Source organism: Pseudomonas sp. AC136 (assembly GCF_979258585.1).
Genome location: NZ_OZ409865.1, coordinates 197,626 through 214,217, shown reverse-complemented (window position 1 = coordinate 214,217; position 16,592 = coordinate 197,626). Strand labels below are relative to the sequence as shown.

Sequence of the window (16,592 nt, the reverse complement as noted above, 5' to 3'; positions counted from 1 at the left end):
ACACCCGGTCGAGCTGGGCCAACGATTACAGAGAGTCCTAGATCAATGCCCGCAACAGCAAGCAGTCCCTGGTACAAACACATGTGGCCCTGGATCATCATTGGCATGTTGGCCACCTCCGTGGGCCTGACGATGCACATGGTTTTTATCGCCGCAGAGGGTCAGGACACGCTGGTCACTGACAACTACTACGAGGCTGGCAAAGGCATCAGCCGCTCGCTCGACCGCGAGCGCCTGGCCAAAGACTTGCACCTCGAAGCGCGTGCCCAGTTGGATGAGGTGACCGGCGAAGTCAGCTTGATCCTCACCGGCGACAGCCGTCCCGACACCATTGAAATGAACCTGATTTCTCCGACCCAAGCCGAGAAAGATCGCCATCTGACGCTCAAGCGCAGCAGCAGCGAACCCAATCGCTACATCGGGCAACTGCCGGAAGCCGTCGAAGGACGCCGGTTCGTTGAGTTGCTCGGACAGCAAGGCGAGCAAACCTGGCGCCTGTTCGAGGAAGAAAAAGTCGGCGCTGGCGTTGAGCTGAAACTGGGCGACGAACCGATTCCTGGCGCCGAAGCAGAACAGCGCTAAGCCATAGTCGACCCGCTGAATGAGCGCTCTCCTTCCCTGCTACCACTGCAGCCTGCCGGTTCCCGCCGGCAGTCGTTTTTGTGCGACCGTGCTTAACGAGCGCCGCGAATTTTGCTGCCCTGGATGCCAGGCGGTAGCCGAGGCAATTGTTGCGGGCGGTCTGGAAAGCTACTACAGCCATCGCAGCGAAGCGTCGGTTAACCCGCAAGCGTTGCCGCAGCAGTTGCAGGACGAGCTAGAGCTATACGACCGCGCCGATGTGCAACAAGCGTTCGTCCACCATCAGGCCGACCTCGCCGAAACCACCTTATTGCTTGAAGGCATCAGCTGCGCAGCGTGCGGCTGGCTTATAGAGCATCGCCTCAGGCAATTGCCCGCCGTCGCCGAAGCCCGTCTCAACTTGTCAAACCACCGGTTGCAAGTACGTTGGGCAGACAGCCAATTACCGCTCAGCGCCTTGCTCAGCGAGTTACGCCACATAGGCTACGCGGCCCACCCGTACCAGGCCGATCGGGCAGCCGAGCAGTTGGCCGCCGAGAATCGCCTGACCTTGCGGCAACTGGGCGTAGCCGGCCTGCTGTGGTTCCAGGCCATGATGGCGACCATGGCCACCTGGCCCGAATTCAATATCGACTTGAGCCCTGAACTGCACCAAATCATGCGCTGGGTGGCGATGTTCCTGACCACGCCCATTGTTTTCTACAGCTGCGCGCCGTTTTTCAAAGGCGCTTTCCGCGATTTGCGCACCCGACATCTGACCATGGATGTTTCCGTTTCGCTGGCCATTGGCAGCGCTTATGTGGCGGGTATCTGGACCGCAATCACCGGCGTTGGCGAACTGTACTTCGACGCAGTCGGCATGTTCGCCCTATTCCTGTTGGCCGGCCGCTATCTTGAACGCCGCGCCCGTCAGCGCACGGCGGCGGCGACTGCGCAACTGGTCAACCTGCTGCCGGCCTCGTGTTTGCGCTTGGACGCCGACGGCCAAAGTGAGCGCATTCTGCTGCGTGAACTGCAACTGGGCGACCACGTGTTGATTCAGCCAGGTTCCGTAGTGCCGGCAGACGGCCGCATTACCCAGGGCCAATCGAGCGTCGACGAATCCCTGCTGACCGGCGAATACCTACCGCGGCCCCGTGACGTCGACGACCACGTCACCGCAGGCACGCTAAACGTAGAAGGCCCGCTGCAAGTGGAGGTGCTGGCCTTAGGGCCTGACACTCGCCTTTCAGCCATTGTTCGTTTGCTTGACCGCGCCCAGGCCGACAAGCCGCGACTGGCAGAAATGGCCGACCGCGCCGCGCAGTGGTTTCTGCTGGCAACGCTCTTGGCTGTAATCGTGATTGGCGCGGTGTGGTGGCACCTCGATTCAAGCCGCGCGTTTTGGGTGGTACTGGCCATGCTGGTTGCCACCTGCCCCTGCGCGCTGTCCCTGGCGACCCCTACCGCCTTGACCGCCGCCACCGGCACGCTGCACAAGTTGGGCCTACTGCTGACACGCGGCCACGTATTGGAAGGCCTCAACCAGATCGACACGGTGATTTTCGATAAGACCGGGACGCTCACCGAAGGCCGCCTGACTCTGCGTGCGATCCGTGCGTTAAACGGTGAAAGCGACGATGCCTGTCTGGCCTTGGCTGCGGCCTTGGAAAACCACTCCGAACATCCGATTGCCCGTGCCTTCGGCCGCGCCCCGGCGGCGGCAGAAAACGTGGTCAGCATGCCAGGCCTTGGTTTAGAGGGTGCAGTAGACGGTCGACGCCTGCGCATTGGCCGCGCTGACTTCGTCGCACAGTTGAGTGGACAACCCGCTCCGGTCATGCCCGACGAAGCCGGACAATGGCTACTTCTGGGTGATAGCGCAGGGCCAATCGCCTGGTTTGTACTCGACGACCGGTTGCGGGCTGATGCCCCTGCTCTGCTGGCCGCCTGTAGGGCGCGGGGCTGGAAAACGTTGCTGCTCTCTGGCGACACCTCACCGATGGTCGGCAGTGTCGCGGCGGAACTGGGCATCGATGAAAGCCATGGCGGCCTGCGCCCGGACGACAAACTGGCGATGCTGCAAACACTGCATGGCCAAGGTCGAAAAGTGTTGATGCTGGGCGACGGCGTCAATGACGTGCCGGTGCTGGCCGCTGCGGATATCAGTGTGGCTATGGGCTCAGCCACCGACCTTGCGAAAACCAGCGCCGACGCGGTGCTGTTATCCAATCGCCTGGACGCACTGGTACAGGCTTTCACCCTCGCCCGCCGTACACGTCATGTGATCATCGAGAACCTGCTGTGGGCCTGCCTGTACAATGGCCTCATGTTGCCCTTTGCCGCCCTGGGCTGGGTAACGCCGGTCTGGGCCGCAGTGGGCATGTCGATCAGCTCGCTTACGGTGGTGCTTAACGCCCTGCGCCTGACCCGTCATCGCGCCACGCCGCAACCTGCAGTCGTCGCCTGACCGCCCCTTCGCACTCGGAGCTTTTATGCCCGCTTTGTACGTGTTGATTCCAATCGCGCTGATGATCGTCGCGGTGTGCATTTATATTTTTTTCTGGGCAGTCGACAGCGGCCAATACGACGACCTCGACGGCCCGGCACACAGCATTCTGTTTGACGACCAGGACCCCAATCACCTGGCCGGCGTCGACCAGGCCAGCGGCCACAGCGAGTCCGACCAAGACGAGCAGGAACCGCCCCGTGCTTGAGCTAGCCCCCTTATTGGTGTCGGCCGTCATTCTCGGTCTGCTTGGCGGCGGGCATTGCCTGGGCATGTGCGGCGGCTTGATGGGCGCGCTCACGCTTGCCATTCCTCCCGAACAACGCAGCCGGCGCTTTCGCTTGCTGCTGGCCTATAACCTCGGCCGCATCCTGAGTTATGCCTGCGCCGGCTTGCTGATCGGCATGGCGGGTTGGGCCGTGGCCAACAGCCCGGCGGTGATGGTGTTGCGGATTGTCGCGGCGTTGTTGCTGATCGCCATGGGCTTGTATCTGGCCGGATGGTGGAGCGGTCTTACGCGAATTGAAGCGTTGGGACGCGGCTTATGGCGTCATATCCAACCATTCGCCAGCCGCTTGATGCCGGTTTCGAGTGTGCCGCGCGCCTTGCTGCTCGGCGCGCTGTGGGGTTGGTTGCCTTGCGGGTTGGTCTACAGCACCTTGCTGTGGGCGGCGAGCCAGGGCAATGCACTAAACAGTGGCTTGCTGATGCTCGCGTTTGGCTTGGGCACGTGGCCGGTGCTGCTGGCCACCGGCATGGCGGCAGAACGCCTCACCGCTGTGCTGCGCAAGCGCAACGTGCGGGTCGCCGGTGGTGTGTTGGTGATTGTGTTTGGGCTGTGGACCTTGCCGGGCCCGCATCAAGCGTGGCTAATGGGCCACGCGATGCATCATTGATTGGCGAATCACGCCATCATCAAACCGGACATTTCCTGTAGTTGATCCGGCGACAAGGCCGCGTCATGAATGGCCTGAAGCAGCGCGCCGTTGGCAGTGGAAATGGCCCCGTTGAGCGAGGCAATTTCACTCTGCAGGCCTTGGGCTCTCTGCATTCTTTCCTCGTCCGTAAGCTCCTGATCGGCCATCAGCGCTTGAAGCTCGGCCTGCTTCTCGGCCAGTTGCTGACGCATTTCTCGGATCATTTTCAGCGCTTGCTTAACGTTGTCCGGCAGGCTGCTTTCATCGATGTCTTTGTTCTTTTCACCGGCCTCTTTGATTTGCTTAGCCCGCTCCGACAGAGTCACTTTTATGCTTTCCAAAGCGGTTTGCATGTCTGCCGGTGCATCCGGATCTCGCGCCACCTTGGCTGCCACTTGTTGAGCCAGATGCCCGATGACCGCGCTGCTGTTGATCGGCAACATTTCCCTTCTCCCTCGTAGCGACACAAGGATGTCGGCGAGAGCCCGGCGAACTTTAGGCGCATGGCCCGTCTATGTCCTAAGCTGATACCCTTACGCTTTGTGCGTGCTTGGCCAGTTAAGGATCCCTCGCAATGAGTGAAATGATTAAAGCCCGCGGCCTACCGGCCGTGCATTGCAAAGATTGCAGCCTCAGCGGTTTGTGCCTGCCGTTGTCGATGGATATGGAAGACATGGATGCGTTGGACGACATCGTCAAACGCGGTCGCCCCCTGAAGAAAGGCGAATTTCTGTTTCGCCAGGGCGACCCCTTCACGTCGGTGTTCGCCGTCCGCTCCGGCGCCTTGCGCAGTTTCAGCGTCTCGGATGCTGGCGATGAGCAGATCACCGGCTTCCACCTGCCGAGCGAGCTGATGGGCATGTCGGGCATGGACGAGGAGTCTTATCCCAACTCCGCGCAAGCGCTGGAAACCACTACGGTGTGTGAAATCCCCTTCGAAAAACTGGACGACCTGTCGCTGCAACTGCCGCAACTGCGTCGCCAATTGATGCGCATCATGAGCCGGGAAATTCGCGACGATCAGCAAATGATGCTGTTGCTCTCGAAGAAAACCGCTGACGAGCGAATCGCCTCGTTTCTGGTCAACCTGTCCGCCCGCTTCCGCGCGCGCGGTTACTCGGCCAACCAGTTCCGCCTGGCCATGTCGCGCAACGAAATCGGCAATTACCTGGGTCTGGCGGTGGAAACGGTGTCGCGGGTCTTCACTCGCTTTCAGCAGAGCAATCTGATCGCCGCCGACGGCAAGGAAGTGCAGATTCTCGATGCCGCTCAGCTGTGCGCCCTCGCAGGCGGCAATCTCGACGAGTAAACAGCGCGCGCGGCTTGTTAGAATCGCGCCTTTGCCACGCTAGCAGGCCCCCGCGATGATCTCCGACGACTTCAGCATCAAATCCCTGATTCGCCCCGTGCCGGACTTTCCCAAGCCCGGCGTGATTTTTCGCGATATCACCCCGCTGTTTCAGTCACCCAAAGCCATGCGCATGGTCGCTGACAGCTTCGTTCAGCGTTATGTCGAAGCAGACTTCAGCCACATCGGCGCCATGGATGCGCGCGGTTTTCTTATCGGTTCGATCATCGCCTACGCCTTGAACAAGCCGCTCGTGCTATTCCGTAAGCAAGGCAAGTTACCGGCTGACGTGTTGGCGGAGGGCTACCAGACCGAATACGGCGAAGCGTTTCTTGAAGTGCACGCCGACAGTCTGTGTGAAGGCGACTCGGTGCTGATTTTCGATGACCTGATCGCCACGGGCGGCACGCTGCTGGCGGCCACCAAACTGGTTCGACGCATGCGCGCCACGGTGTTCGAAGCGGCGGCCATTATCGATTTGCCAGAACTCGGCGGTTCGCAAAAGTTGCAAGACGCCGGCATCTCCACCTTCTGCCTCACCAGCTTCGCTCTCTCCGACCGCTAAACGTCGGGCTCCACCTGTTACCTGCGCGCGCCCCGGTCAACCCTGTTGCCCGGGGCGCTGCACTTAGGTTGGGTGTTCGTGTTGTCAGCTTGGGCCAATCATTGAAAGCAATCGGCTGTGATAGCAACCAGTGATTCCGCCCAAGCCGTACAACAACAAGAGATCGCCGCCGGCGATCCCCGGAGCCTTTATGAACGCGATTCCAACGCCTTCCAAAATGACCAAACCCAACGCCAGCTTTCCCGTGCGGCGCATGGACTTCAGCTTCTCGCAAACTGAAAAATACTGGTGGAGCGGCGACCCGTTCATGACCCACTTCATGAACAACCTGTCGTCACTGTTCCCCTATGGCGAGATGTTTTTCGTCGACAGCGTGCGTGCCGTGCGCGACACCATCACCGAGCCGCAGCTGAAGAAAGACATCAGCGCCTTCATCGGCCAGGAAGCCATGCACTCCAAAGAGCATGCGACCTACAACGAATACGCCGCCAAGCACGATATCAACCTGGAAAAACTCGAGCTGCGCATCAAAGTGCTGCTGGAGTGGGTAACCAAAATCACCACCAAGAAACAGCGCCTCGCCGCCACCTGCGCCCTGGAACACTTCACCGCGACCATGGCCCAGCAGTTGCTGCTGCGCGAAGACCTGACCACGCAGATCGACGATCCGAAGATGTACCAGCTGTGGATGTGGCACGCGATTGAAGAGAATGAGCACAAAGCCGTGTGCTACGACGCTTACCAAGCGGTAGGCGGTGGTTACTTCACGCGCGTGGCGATGATGGCGATCTCGACGGTAATTTTCTTCGGCGTCATCGGATGGTTTCAAGTGCACCTGCTGCGCAAAGACCGTCAGCTGTTCAACCTGCGAAGCTGGGGCCGTGGTTTGCGAACCCTGTTCAGCCTGCGCAACGGCTTTTTGACCAAGCTGATTCTGCCGTACCTCGACTACTACCGCCCCGGCTTCCACCCGTTCGACCACGACACCAAGGTGCTGGAGCAACGCTGGAAGGACCGGTTGGGGTTTAGTGGTTAACGCTTCCGTCCACCTATCGCCAATCGGCCCCCTCTGCCCGCTTGCGGGAGAGGGTTGGGGAGAGGGTTTTGTTGCGAAGATCTAAACCCTCTCCCTAGCCCTCTCCCGCAAGCGGGCAGAGGGAACGTTTTTCGTCAGGGCTTCAATCACCGCTCAACCGCAACTCCCCCACCGCCTGCAACACCGTCGCGCCAGCAAACATCATCAGAATCTGCGCCTGTGCTTCAGCACAGATTGCAGGCCGGCGGTCGACCTGTTCGATGTAATCCAACGACTGCTGAAACAACTGCCGACTGATCATCGACGACACCTGGCGCACCGCCGAAGGTTGCAGATTCGGCAGCAATTGCAGCTTCTCCAGGTCTTCGGCCATGTCCAAGGCAAAGGCTTCCATCATCTGTTCGAGCGCATCGCGCAGCGGCTTCGAGCTGCCATGCAACTCACGCACACCGACGATAAAGGCTTGCGGGTTTTGCGCGGCGTAGTCGAAGAACAACTCCACGGTTTCCCGGCAAACCCGCTGCCCACGGCGCAGGTCGACACCGAACACCAGTTTGACCTCTGCGTCCTGGCCCGCCCGCTGAGCCGCCTCGAAACGCAAGTCGCGCAGCGGCTGGCGGATGCGCGCCCCCATCTCGGTAATCATCTCGAGCCCAAGGTCGTCCACGGTTTTGAAGTGCCGGTAGAAGGTGTTCGGGTTCAAACCGGCTTCGCGCGCCAGTTCGCGCAGGCCCAATCCGCTCAAGCTTCGACTGACCGCCGCCAGACGTAACGCGGCGTCCAGCAGCAGGCGCTTGCCCTGAGCGGTAACGGTTTTTGTGGCGGTGTGTTCGGCCGGTGTGGTCATCGCAGCGCGTCGCCCTACGGAAGGTTGGGTTGAGTTTTCGGTATACGGGTGTATACATAACGCCAATGTATACGACTGTATACGTCGGTATTCACAGTAACAGTATTGCTCAAGTAGACAACTGTAGACAGCGACAACAATCATAACAGGAGCTTGTTCATGGGCGCACAACCTGCCGTTTCACCCGCAAACGCCACCCCTGCCGACGCCACGCCCGGCGCCGTGCGGCATACCAAAATCGCCATCATCGGTACCGGCTTTTCCGGGCTGGGTATGGCCATCCGTTTGAAGCAGCAAGGGGACAACGACTTTCTGATGTTCGAGAAGGAAGCCGGCGTCGGCGGCACCTGGCGCGTCAACAACTACCCCGGTTGTGGCTGCGACGTGCAATCGCACCTGTACTCGTTTTCCTTCGAGCCCAACCCGCAATGGACGCGTATGTTCGCCCGCCAGCCAGAGATCAAAAGCTATCTGGAAGGCTGCTGGGACAAGTACCGGTTGCAGCACAACACCTTGTTGCAAACCGAAGTTGCCGGCATGCGCTGGGACGACCAAGCCGAGCTGTGGCGCATTCACGACACCGCAGGCAACCACTACACCGCGCAGTTCGTGGTGTCCGGCATGGGCGCACTTTCCACGCCGTCGATTCCGCACCTGAACGGCCTCGAACGATTCACCGGCAAGGTTTTCCATTCCCAGCAGTGGGACCACGAGTACGACCTGACCGGCAAGCGCATCGCAGTGATCGGCACCGGCGCCTCGGCCATCCAATTCGTACCGCGTATTCAGAAACAGGTCGGCCAGCTTGATCTCTACCAGCGCACGGCTCCGTGGATCATGCCCAAACCCGACCGCGCCATCAGCGACAAAGAGCGCGACCGTTTCAAGCGTTTCCCGCTCGCTCAAAAAATCTGGCGCGGCGTGATTTACGCCATGTTGGAGAGCCGCGTGATTGGTTTCGCCCTGTTGCCGCGCATCATGAAAGCGGCGCAATGGGTGGGCAAAGCGTTCATCAACAAGCAGATCAAAGATCCGGTGCTGCGCGCCAAAGTCACGCCCAACTACACCATGGGCTGCAAGCGCGTGCTGATCTCCAACGACTACTTCCCGGCGCTGACCCAGCCCAACGTCGATGTCATCACCGACGGTATTCAAGAGATTCGCGCCAACAGCATCGTCACCGCCGACGGCAAAGAGCGGCCCATTGACGCGATCATCTTCGGCACCGGTTTCACCCCCAGCGACCCCATGCCCCGTGGCGTGATTTTCGGTCGCGAAGGCGTCGACCTGCTCGACACCTGGCCCGAAGGTCCGCAAGCCTACAAAGGCACGCTGACGGCCGGTTTCCCTAACCTGTTTTTCCTCATGGGCCCGAACACCGGCCTTGGCCATAACTCGATGGTGTACATGATCGAGTCGCAGATTAACTACGTGCTGGGCGCCCTGAAGGTGCTGGACAAAGGCAACCTGCAAAGCCTGGAAGTGAAGCGCGACGTCCAAGACCGCTTCAACGCGAAAATTCAGGGCCAACTGGGAAAAACCGTGTGGAACGCCGGTGGCTGCATGAGCTGGTACTTACACCCGGTCAGCGGCCGGAACTGCACGGTGTGGCCGGGCTTCACCTGGCGCTTCCGCCTGCTGACGCGCAACTTCGACCCGGCGGCCTATCATTTCAATCGCGCCCAGCCGGCGCATCCCGCCCAAGGCTATTTGCCCTCCGTGGCGCTAACCAGCGAGGTGGCAGCATGAAGTCCTTCGAAAACAAAGTGGCCGCCATCACTGGCGCAGGTTCTGGTATCGGCCGCGCGCTGGCCTACGCCCTCGCCCGTCAGGGCTGCCATCTGGCCCTGGCCGATGTGAACAGCGAAGCCCTGGCTGAAACCGCCGCCACGGCACGCACCCTGGGCGTGACCGTTACCGACAATCAGGTCAACGTCGCCGACCGCGACGCCGTGCACGCCTGGGCCAACCAGGTGGTGCTCGACCATGGCCGCGTCAACCTGGTGTTCAACAACGCCGGCGTCGCCCAGGGCGGCACCGTGGAAGGCAACGACTACGCCGACTACGAATGGATCATGAACATCAACTTCTGGGGCGTGGTGTACGGCAGCAAAGCCTTCCTGCCGCACCTGAAGGCCTCGGGCGACGGGCATATCATCAACGTGTCGAGCGTATTCGGCTTGTTTTCCCAGCCCGGCATGAGCGCCTACAACGCCACCAAGTTTGCCGTGCGCGGCTTTACCGAATCGTTGCGTCAGGAATTGGATATGGCCGGCGGCGCGGTGTCGGCCAGCTGCGTGCACCCGGGCGGGATCAAAACCAATATCGCCAAGACCGCACGCATGAACGACAGCCTCAGCAACGTCACCGGCCAGGCCGCCGACCAGGCGCGGCAGCAATTCAACGACCAGCTGCTGCGCACTACCCCGGACAAAGCGGCGCAGGTGATTCTGCGCGGCGTGCTGCGCAATAACCGACGCATCTTGATTGGTGCCGATGCATGGGCGTTGGATGCTATGCAACGGCTGCTGCCATCGCTGTATCAGCGTTTGGTAGTGGGCTCGATGCGCCTGGCCGCGAAGTTTGCGCCCAAGCCCGAGCGGGAGGTAAGTGAGGCGAAGGCGGCGAAGTAATTGCGCTTTGCGCTGCGCTCAGTGACGGAGGTCGCCACCCCACCTCCGTCATCCCCGCGCAGGCGGGGATCCAGAGTTTCGGACTGAACGGCCATTAACGTCACAGATAAAAACCTACCCTCACCCCTGCCCTCTCCCGCTCGCGGGAGAGGGAGCCAAACCGGGGCGTTTGGCACAGAGGGATCAACCCATATCCGATCTCGGCAACCACACCCGAATCAACGAAAACAACCGCTCCAGATCCAACGGCTTGGCCAGGTAATCACTGGCCCCGGCCTTCAGGCACTGCTCCTGGTCGTCCTTCATGGCCTTGGCGGTCACGGCAATAATGGGCAGCTTGGCAAAGCGCGAATCCTGGCGAATGCGGCGCGTCGCCTCGTAGCCGTCCATTACCGGCATCATCACGTCCATCAGCACCAAGTCGATGTGCGGATTCTCGTCGAGCTTGTCCAGCGCCTCCTGCCCATTGCCAGCACTGATGACGGTCACGCCCTTCTCGTCCAATGCACTGATCAATGCATAAACGTTGCGCATGTCGTCATCCACCACCATCACCTGGCGGTTCTGGAACACCTCATCGCGGTTCACGGCACCCTTGTTGGGCGAGCGGCGTGAATGGCCGTTGGGGCTTTCGACTTTGTGCAGGAACAACGTCACTTCGTCCAGCAAACGCTCCGGTGAGCGTGCGCCTTTGATGATGATCGAGCGCGAATGCTTGCGCAGGCTCTCTTCTTCGCCGCGTGTGAGCGGGCGAGACACATACACGATCACCGGCGGGTAGGCGTCAATGTGCTCGTTGGCCATGCGCGTCAGCAGTTCGTTGCCGTGCATGTCCGGCAGTTCCAGGTCGATGACCATGCAATCGAATGGGGTTTGGTGCAGCAGCGCCAGGGCCTGCTCACCATGGGAAACAGCGGTCACTTCGATGTCGAGATCATCAACCAGTTGGGCGATGCTGTCGCGCTGCCGGGCGTCGCCCTCGACGATCAGCAGCCTCTGCACCTTCTGGGTCAGGCGCGCCTCAAGCAATGAGAACACCTCAACCAGCGACTCGCGGGTGGTCGGCTTTTGCGCATAGCCGACGGCGCCCAGATGCAGCGCCAGTTCGGTGCGATCGTCGGCGGAAATCACGTGCACGGGAATATGCCGCGTGCGCGGATCTTCTTTCAGGCGTTGCAGCAGCGACAAGCCAGGTTCGTCGGGCAAGCGCATGTCCAGCAAAATGGCGTCCGGTTGGTTAACGGCCAGCAGTTCGTAGGCCTCCGTTGAGCTGTGGGCCACCAGGCAGCGGTAATGTAGCTCGTGCGCAAGGTCGAACAGAATTTGCGCGAACTTCACTTCGTCCTCAATCACCAGCACGCAGCGGCCGGGCATGTCGGGCTTGTGGCGGTCGTCCGGGAAGTGCGCTTGCGGGCGGGCCGGTGGCTCGTTTCGAGTGGCTTCGGCAACGTTGCCGTCGCTGGCTGCGGTCCGCCTCGCAGGCTCGCTGTTAATAAACAGACGCCCCACATCGAGCGCGCGCCCCGCCACCGGCTCGGCATAGTTGAGCGGCAGCCAGAGTGTGAACTGGCTGCCTTTGCCCGCCTCGCTTTGCACCGAAATATGTCCGCCTAAGACCTCGGCAAGATTGCGCGAGATGGACAGTCCCAACCCGGTGCCACCGAAGTGCCGATTGATGCTGCCATCGGCTTGGCGGAAGGCCTCGAAAATGACGCCTTGCTGTTCAGGGCTGATGCCGATGCCCGTGTCGCTGACCACAAAGGCCACGCCGGCGTCAGCCGGCTCGATGCGCAAACTGACGCTGCCAGACTTGGTGAATTTGAAGGCGTTGGAGAGCAGGTTCTTCACCACCTGCTCAACGCGCTGCGCATCGCTGACAAAATGCACGGGCGCATCGCTCGCCACACGCACGTCGAAGTGCAGGCCTTTCTCTGCTGCTTGCGGCTGGAACAACCGCTCCAGGCCATCGGCCAAGCGCTTCAGCGAGGTTTCTTCAGGGCGAATTTCCAGGTGGCCGGCCTCGACTTTAGACAGGTCGAGAATGTCGTTGATCAGGGCCAACAAGTCTTTGCCCGAGGAGTAAATCAGCTCGGCGTGCTTGGTTTGTTGTTCGTCGAGATTGCCCTTGGCGTTGTCTGCCAACAGCCGCGACAGAATCAGTGAACTGTTCAGCGGCGTGCGCAGTTCATGGGACATGTTGGCCAGGAATTCAGATTTATAGGTGCTGGCGCGTTCCAGTTCAGCGGCGCGCTGTTCCAGTTCTGCGCGGGCTTGGGCCAAGGCGTGGTTGCGCTCGTCTAGCTCATCGCGCTGGCGGGTGAGGAACTGAGTTTGCTGGTTGAGCTGATCATTGGTCTGCTCCAACTCGGCTTGCTGCTGTTCCAGATTGACCTGCGACTCCTGAATCAGGCGCGACTGGTCTTCCAGCTCTTCGTTGGCGCTTTTCAGCTCCTCCTGCTGAACCTGCAATTCTTCGTTGAGCTGCTGGGTTTCGTGCAACGACTCATGCAGGCGCTGGCGATAACGGGCCACGTCGATGGACGTGCCGAGGCCATCGGTAATCGACTGCACAAAGGTTTGCTCGCGTTCACTCAGCTCGCGCATAAAGCCCAGCTCGAGCACGCCGTTGACGTCACCGTTGTTCTGGATCGGCGCGAGCATCACGGCCATGGGCGCGTCCTGGCCCAGCCCGGAACTGACCTTCAAGTAACCGGCATTAAGCCCCGGAATCACTCGGGCGCGCCGCTCCACCGCAACCTGGCCGACCAGGCCCGTGCCGTCGCTGAATGCTTGCGGCGTGGCTTGATGCTCGGCATCAAAGCCGTAATCCGCCACGCGTTCCAATTTGCCGTGGTCCTGGCGCACGTAAAACGCGCCGACAACCATATCCAGGTAATGCCCCAGAAACGTCAGCGCGGTCATGCCGATAGAGGCGGTGTTGGGCTGACCGATGATGCGTTCAGCCAGTTGCGATTGGCCTTCGCGCTGCCAGGCCTGCTGCTGCAACTGCTCGTTTACAACTTCCCGCTGCTTCAACAGGCTGCTGTAAAACCGCGACAGCCGGACCAATTCACGCCGGCCGAAAAACGCCAGAATGCCGCTGAATGACAGGTTGAATATCGCGTACAGGCTAATGGTTAGACTCGCCATGAAGCTGGCCCGCTCGTTGCGGTCGTGGCGCAGCTGCTGCTCGGTGCCGATGAGGTCGGCGAATTGTTTGCGGATAGAGGTCATCAACGATCCGCCGGCGACTTTCACCGAGGCCGGCGGCGCATTGGTGGCTTGGCGCTGCTTGATCAGGTCGGCGGCCATTACGGCCCAGCGCTCCTGCAAGTCCTGAATATCGCGCACCCGTTCCAGCTGCGCGGGGTTGTCGGCGACCAATTGCTTGAGGCCATCCATATGACTGCCGATTCGGCTACGCGCCTCTTCATACGGCGCCAATACCTCGGTTTCACCAGCAATGAGGTAGCCACGCAGCCCGGCTTGCTGATCGATCGTCAGCCGATACCCTTCATTAGCTTGGGCAATCACTTGATCCGTGTGCTCGACCCAACTGAGGACATACAGCAGGTAGGCGACCAGGGCGATAAACAGCCCCGTACCCAGGACGCCCGAACCTATGGGCAAAGCCAGGTTACGGGTCAGCATTCGGCGAAAGGCGTGCTCATCAACTGCGGCACTGTTCATCTCGAGTCCTCCGATTGAACCAGTCATAAAGCTAGAGCATGGATGCCGGTTCCCTGACATCCGTTCAAACAACCTGAGGAATATTCCAGAGTCGTTTTGAGATTAGCTGCATTGCAGACGGCTTGCGTCATCCTGCGATCTTGTAGGAGCGCCCTAGCCGGCCAATACCCGCGCCAAGGTGGCGCGCACCTTGTCCATGCCGTTGTCCAGCGCACGCTCGATCTCAGCCATAGTGATGATCGCGTGGCTTTTGCCGGCGGCCGGATTCACCACCAGGGCCAAACACGCGTAGGGAAGCTCCAACTCGCGGGCCAGGGCCGCTTCGGGCATACCGGTCATGCCGATGATGTCGGCCCCATCGCGCTCCAGACGCGCCACTTCCGCCACGGTTTCCAGACGCGGCCCCTGGGTGCAGGCATACACGCCGTGACTGCTGTAGGCCACGCCTTCAGCGGCCAGGGCTTCGATCAGTTGGTCGCGCAGGATGTCGTTGTAGGGGTAGCTGAAATCGATGTGGGTGACGTGCTCAAGCTCGCCGGCAAAGAAGGTGTGCTCGCGGCCATGGGTGTAGTCGATGATTTGATGCGGCACGCAGAAATGGCCGGTGCCCATGGCAGCGTGAATGCCGCCGACTGCGTTCACCGCGACGATGACTTCAGCGCCGGCATGTTTAAGCGCCCAGATGTTGGCGCGGTAGTTCACCTGATGCGGCGGAATGCGGTGCGGGTGACCGTGGCGGGCGAGAAACAGCACTTCGCGATCAGCATAATTGCCCCGCAAGATCGGCGCAGACGGCGCGCCGTATGGGGTTTCGATGTTGAGCACGGCGCTGATGGTCAGGCCTTCCAGTTTTGTCAGGCCGGTACCACCAATAATTGCGAAAACGGTCATGTCGATTTCCTGGGAAAAGAAGGTCTGGCCTAGATGAGCTGTGCCGCTTGCAGTTCACCCACAGCCTGCAACCAGCGCGGGTTCTGTTTGTAATCAGTGCTGGAAACGGCTTGGCCACGCATACGTGCTAAGCCAGTGGGCGGCGTTACGCGCAGGCGCTGTAACGCACTCAATGCCAGCTCAGCGGCGGCGCGGTCGTTGCACACCAAGCCCATGTCGCAACCGGCAGTTAATGCGGCCTCAATTCGGTCGGCAGCATCGCCAACCACATGGGCACCGACCATGGACAGGTCGTCGCTGAAAATCACACCGTCAAACTGCAGTTCGCCGCGCAGAATTTCCTGCAGCCAGCGACGCGAGAAACCGGCTGGCTGGTCGTCTACCTGCGGGTAAATGACATGGGCGGGCATCACGGCAGCCAGTTGCTTGCTCAGTCGGGCGAAGGGCTGCAGGTCGTTGGCGCGAATATCGTCCAGGCTGCGCTCGTCCACGGGGATGGCCACGTGGGAGTCAGCTTCGGCCCAACCGTGACCGGGAAAGTGTTTACCGGTGGCGGCCATACCGGCCGCGTTCATGCCGCGAATAAAGGCGCCCGCCAGCAGCGCAGCGCGCGCCGGATCGCCATCGAACGAACGGCTGCCCACCACGGCGCTGCGCTGGTAATCCAAATCCAGCACCGGGGCGAAACTGAGGTCGAGCCCCACCGCCAGCACTTCAGTGGCCATCAGCCAACCGCACTCCTCTGCCAGGCGCTCGGCGTTGGCGTTGTCGGCAACCGCGCGCATGGCCGGCAGGCGCACAAAGCCTTGGCGCAGACGCTGGACGCGTCCGCCTTCCTGGTCGACCGCCAACAGCAAGTCGGGACGTACAGCGCGAATAGCGGCAGACAGTTCGCGCACCTGGCGTGGGTCTTCAATGTTGCGCGCGAACAAGATCAGACCGCCCACTTCGGGCTGACGCAGAATCTGGCGGTCTTCAGCAGTCAGCCAGGTGCCGCCGATATCCAGCATCAATGAGCCTTGCAGGCCAACAGTCATAACAAATCCTTAGCTGAGAGCGGCCGTCGCCCACTGCGGGCAGGCGGCTTCGTCAATTTTTACAGGGCAATGGAGAGGCACGCGGGGGAACAGTTCCAGCACGTCGGTGTTGCGCAGGCGGATGCAACCATGGGACAGCGGCACGCCCATGGGCTCGCTGTCGGGCGTGCCGTGTAGATAGATGTAGCGGCGGAAAGTATCGACCGTGCCGAGGCGATTAACGCCCGGCTCGCAGCCGCTGAGCCAGAGAATACGGGTGAGGATCCAGTCGCGGCCTGGGAATTGCTCGCCAAGTTCGGCCGACCAGATTTCCTGGGTCCAGCGCCGCCCCCGCAGCACCGCGCCCAAGGGCAAACCGTCACCGATTTTCGCGCGAACCTGGTGCAGGCCACGCGGCGTGCAGTTCGAACCGTTCTGCTCCCCTGCCCCATTCAGTGCGGTGGAAACAGGCAGACGCAGCACCAGGCGCCCTGCGGCAAAACCGTAGAGCAGCTGGTCAGCGATGGAAATGTGCAGCGAATCGAGGATCGTCATGGGCGGCAAGCTTAGCCGATCACG

At 60.9% G+C, this 16,592-nt stretch carries 15 protein-coding genes; 9 read left to right on the top strand and 6 right to left on the bottom strand.

Annotated elements, in window-relative coordinates; all coding sequences use genetic code 11:
* Window positions 1-45 precede the first annotated feature (45 nt).
* The 4 genes from ACZZZU_RS00935 to ACZZZU_RS00920 are packed head-to-tail and all read left to right on the top strand — an operon-like array spanning window position 46 to window position 3,966.
* Window positions 46-582, top strand: coding sequence for a FixH family protein (locus ACZZZU_RS00935; protein ID WP_463382960.1), 537 nt, complete (start codon window positions 46-48; stop codon window positions 580-582).
* A 19-nt stretch (window positions 583-601) separates the two neighbouring features.
* On the top strand, window positions 602-3,031 hold the full coding sequence (locus ACZZZU_RS00930) for a heavy metal translocating P-type ATPase (protein WP_463549435.1): 2,430 nt from the start codon (window positions 602-604) through the stop codon (window positions 3,029-3,031).
* Window positions 3,032-3,056: 25 nt separating this feature from the next.
* A complete protein-coding gene (ccoS, locus tag ACZZZU_RS00925) occupies window positions 3,057-3,278 on the top strand; it encodes a cbb3-type cytochrome oxidase assembly protein CcoS (RefSeq protein ID WP_463549434.1) in 222 nt (73 codons plus the stop codon).
* Window positions 3,271-3,966, top strand: coding sequence for a sulfite exporter TauE/SafE family protein (locus ACZZZU_RS00920; protein WP_122495443.1), 696 nt, complete (start codon window positions 3,271-3,273; stop codon window positions 3,964-3,966). The genes ccoS and ACZZZU_RS00920 overlap by 8 nt, the downstream gene beginning before the upstream one ends.
* Window positions 3,967-3,974: 8 nt before the next feature.
* Here the strand turns inward: ACZZZU_RS00920 and ACZZZU_RS00915 are convergent, their stop codons facing one another.
* Entirely contained in the window at window positions 3,975-4,430 is a 456-nt protein-coding gene (locus ACZZZU_RS00915; RefSeq protein ID WP_463549433.1) for a hypothetical protein, read from the bottom strand.
* 131 nt (window positions 4,431-4,561) lie between these two features.
* Between ACZZZU_RS00915 and fnr the strand changes: the two genes are divergently transcribed.
* From fnr to ACZZZU_RS00900, 3 genes are all read left to right on the top strand, one after another.
* Window positions 4,562-5,296 carry a fumarate/nitrate reduction transcriptional regulator Fnr gene (gene fnr, locus ACZZZU_RS00910; protein WP_122450594.1) on the top strand — a complete coding sequence of 245 codons (735 nt, stop codon included), beginning with the start codon at window positions 4,562-4,564 and terminating at the stop codon, window positions 5,294-5,296.
* A 55-nt stretch (window positions 5,297-5,351) separates the two neighbouring features.
* Complete coding sequence (locus tag ACZZZU_RS00905) at window positions 5,352-5,900, top strand: adenine phosphoribosyltransferase (protein ID WP_122495439.1); 549 nt, start codon at window positions 5,352-5,354, stop codon at window positions 5,898-5,900.
* A 217-nt stretch (window positions 5,901-6,117) separates the two neighbouring features.
* On the top strand, window positions 6,118-6,936 hold the full coding sequence (locus ACZZZU_RS00900) for a metal-dependent hydrolase (protein ID WP_241000626.1): 819 nt from the start codon (window positions 6,118-6,120) through the stop codon (window positions 6,934-6,936).
* Between the two features lie 142 nt (window positions 6,937-7,078).
* On the opposite strand, the gene ACZZZU_RS00895 is transcribed toward ACZZZU_RS00900, so the two are convergent.
* The gene (locus ACZZZU_RS00895) at window positions 7,079-7,783 is read right to left on the bottom strand and encodes a TetR family transcriptional regulator (protein ID WP_463549432.1); all 705 of its coding nucleotides are present in this window, start codon (window positions 7,781-7,783) and stop codon (window positions 7,079-7,081) included.
* A 159-nt stretch (window positions 7,784-7,942) separates the two neighbouring features.
* Between ACZZZU_RS00895 and ACZZZU_RS00890 the strand changes: the two genes are divergently transcribed.
* Entirely contained in the window at window positions 7,943-9,532 is a 1,590-nt protein-coding gene (locus ACZZZU_RS00890) for a flavin-containing monooxygenase (RefSeq protein WP_463549431.1), read from the top strand.
* Entirely contained in the window at window positions 9,529-10,416 is an 888-nt protein-coding gene (locus tag ACZZZU_RS00885) for an SDR family NAD(P)-dependent oxidoreductase (protein WP_463549430.1), read from the top strand. Before ACZZZU_RS00890 ends, ACZZZU_RS00885 begins: the two co-directional genes overlap by 4 nt.
* Window positions 10,417-10,599: 183 nt before the next feature.
* Here the strand turns inward: ACZZZU_RS00885 and ACZZZU_RS00880 are convergent, their stop codons facing one another.
* From ACZZZU_RS00880 to ACZZZU_RS00865, 4 genes are all read right to left on the bottom strand, one after another.
* Window positions 10,600-14,106 (bottom strand): response regulator, encoded by a 3,507-nt coding sequence (locus ACZZZU_RS00880; protein ID WP_463549429.1) that lies wholly within the window; start codon window positions 14,104-14,106, stop codon window positions 10,600-10,602.
* 153 nt (window positions 14,107-14,259) lie between these two features.
* A complete protein-coding gene (locus ACZZZU_RS00875) occupies window positions 14,260-14,997 on the bottom strand; it encodes an S-methyl-5'-thioinosine phosphorylase (protein ID WP_122495427.1) in 738 nt (245 codons plus the stop codon).
* A 29-nt stretch (window positions 14,998-15,026) separates the two neighbouring features.
* Window positions 15,027-16,022 (bottom strand): beta-N-acetylhexosaminidase, encoded by a 996-nt coding sequence (nagZ, locus tag ACZZZU_RS00870; protein ID WP_463552084.1) that lies wholly within the window; start codon window positions 16,020-16,022, stop codon window positions 15,027-15,029.
* A gap of 21 nt (window positions 16,023-16,043) precedes the next feature.
* Entirely contained in the window at window positions 16,044-16,568 is a 525-nt protein-coding gene (locus ACZZZU_RS00865) for a L,D-transpeptidase family protein (protein ID WP_463549428.1), read from the bottom strand.
* Between the last annotated feature and the right edge of the window lie 24 nt (window positions 16,569-16,592).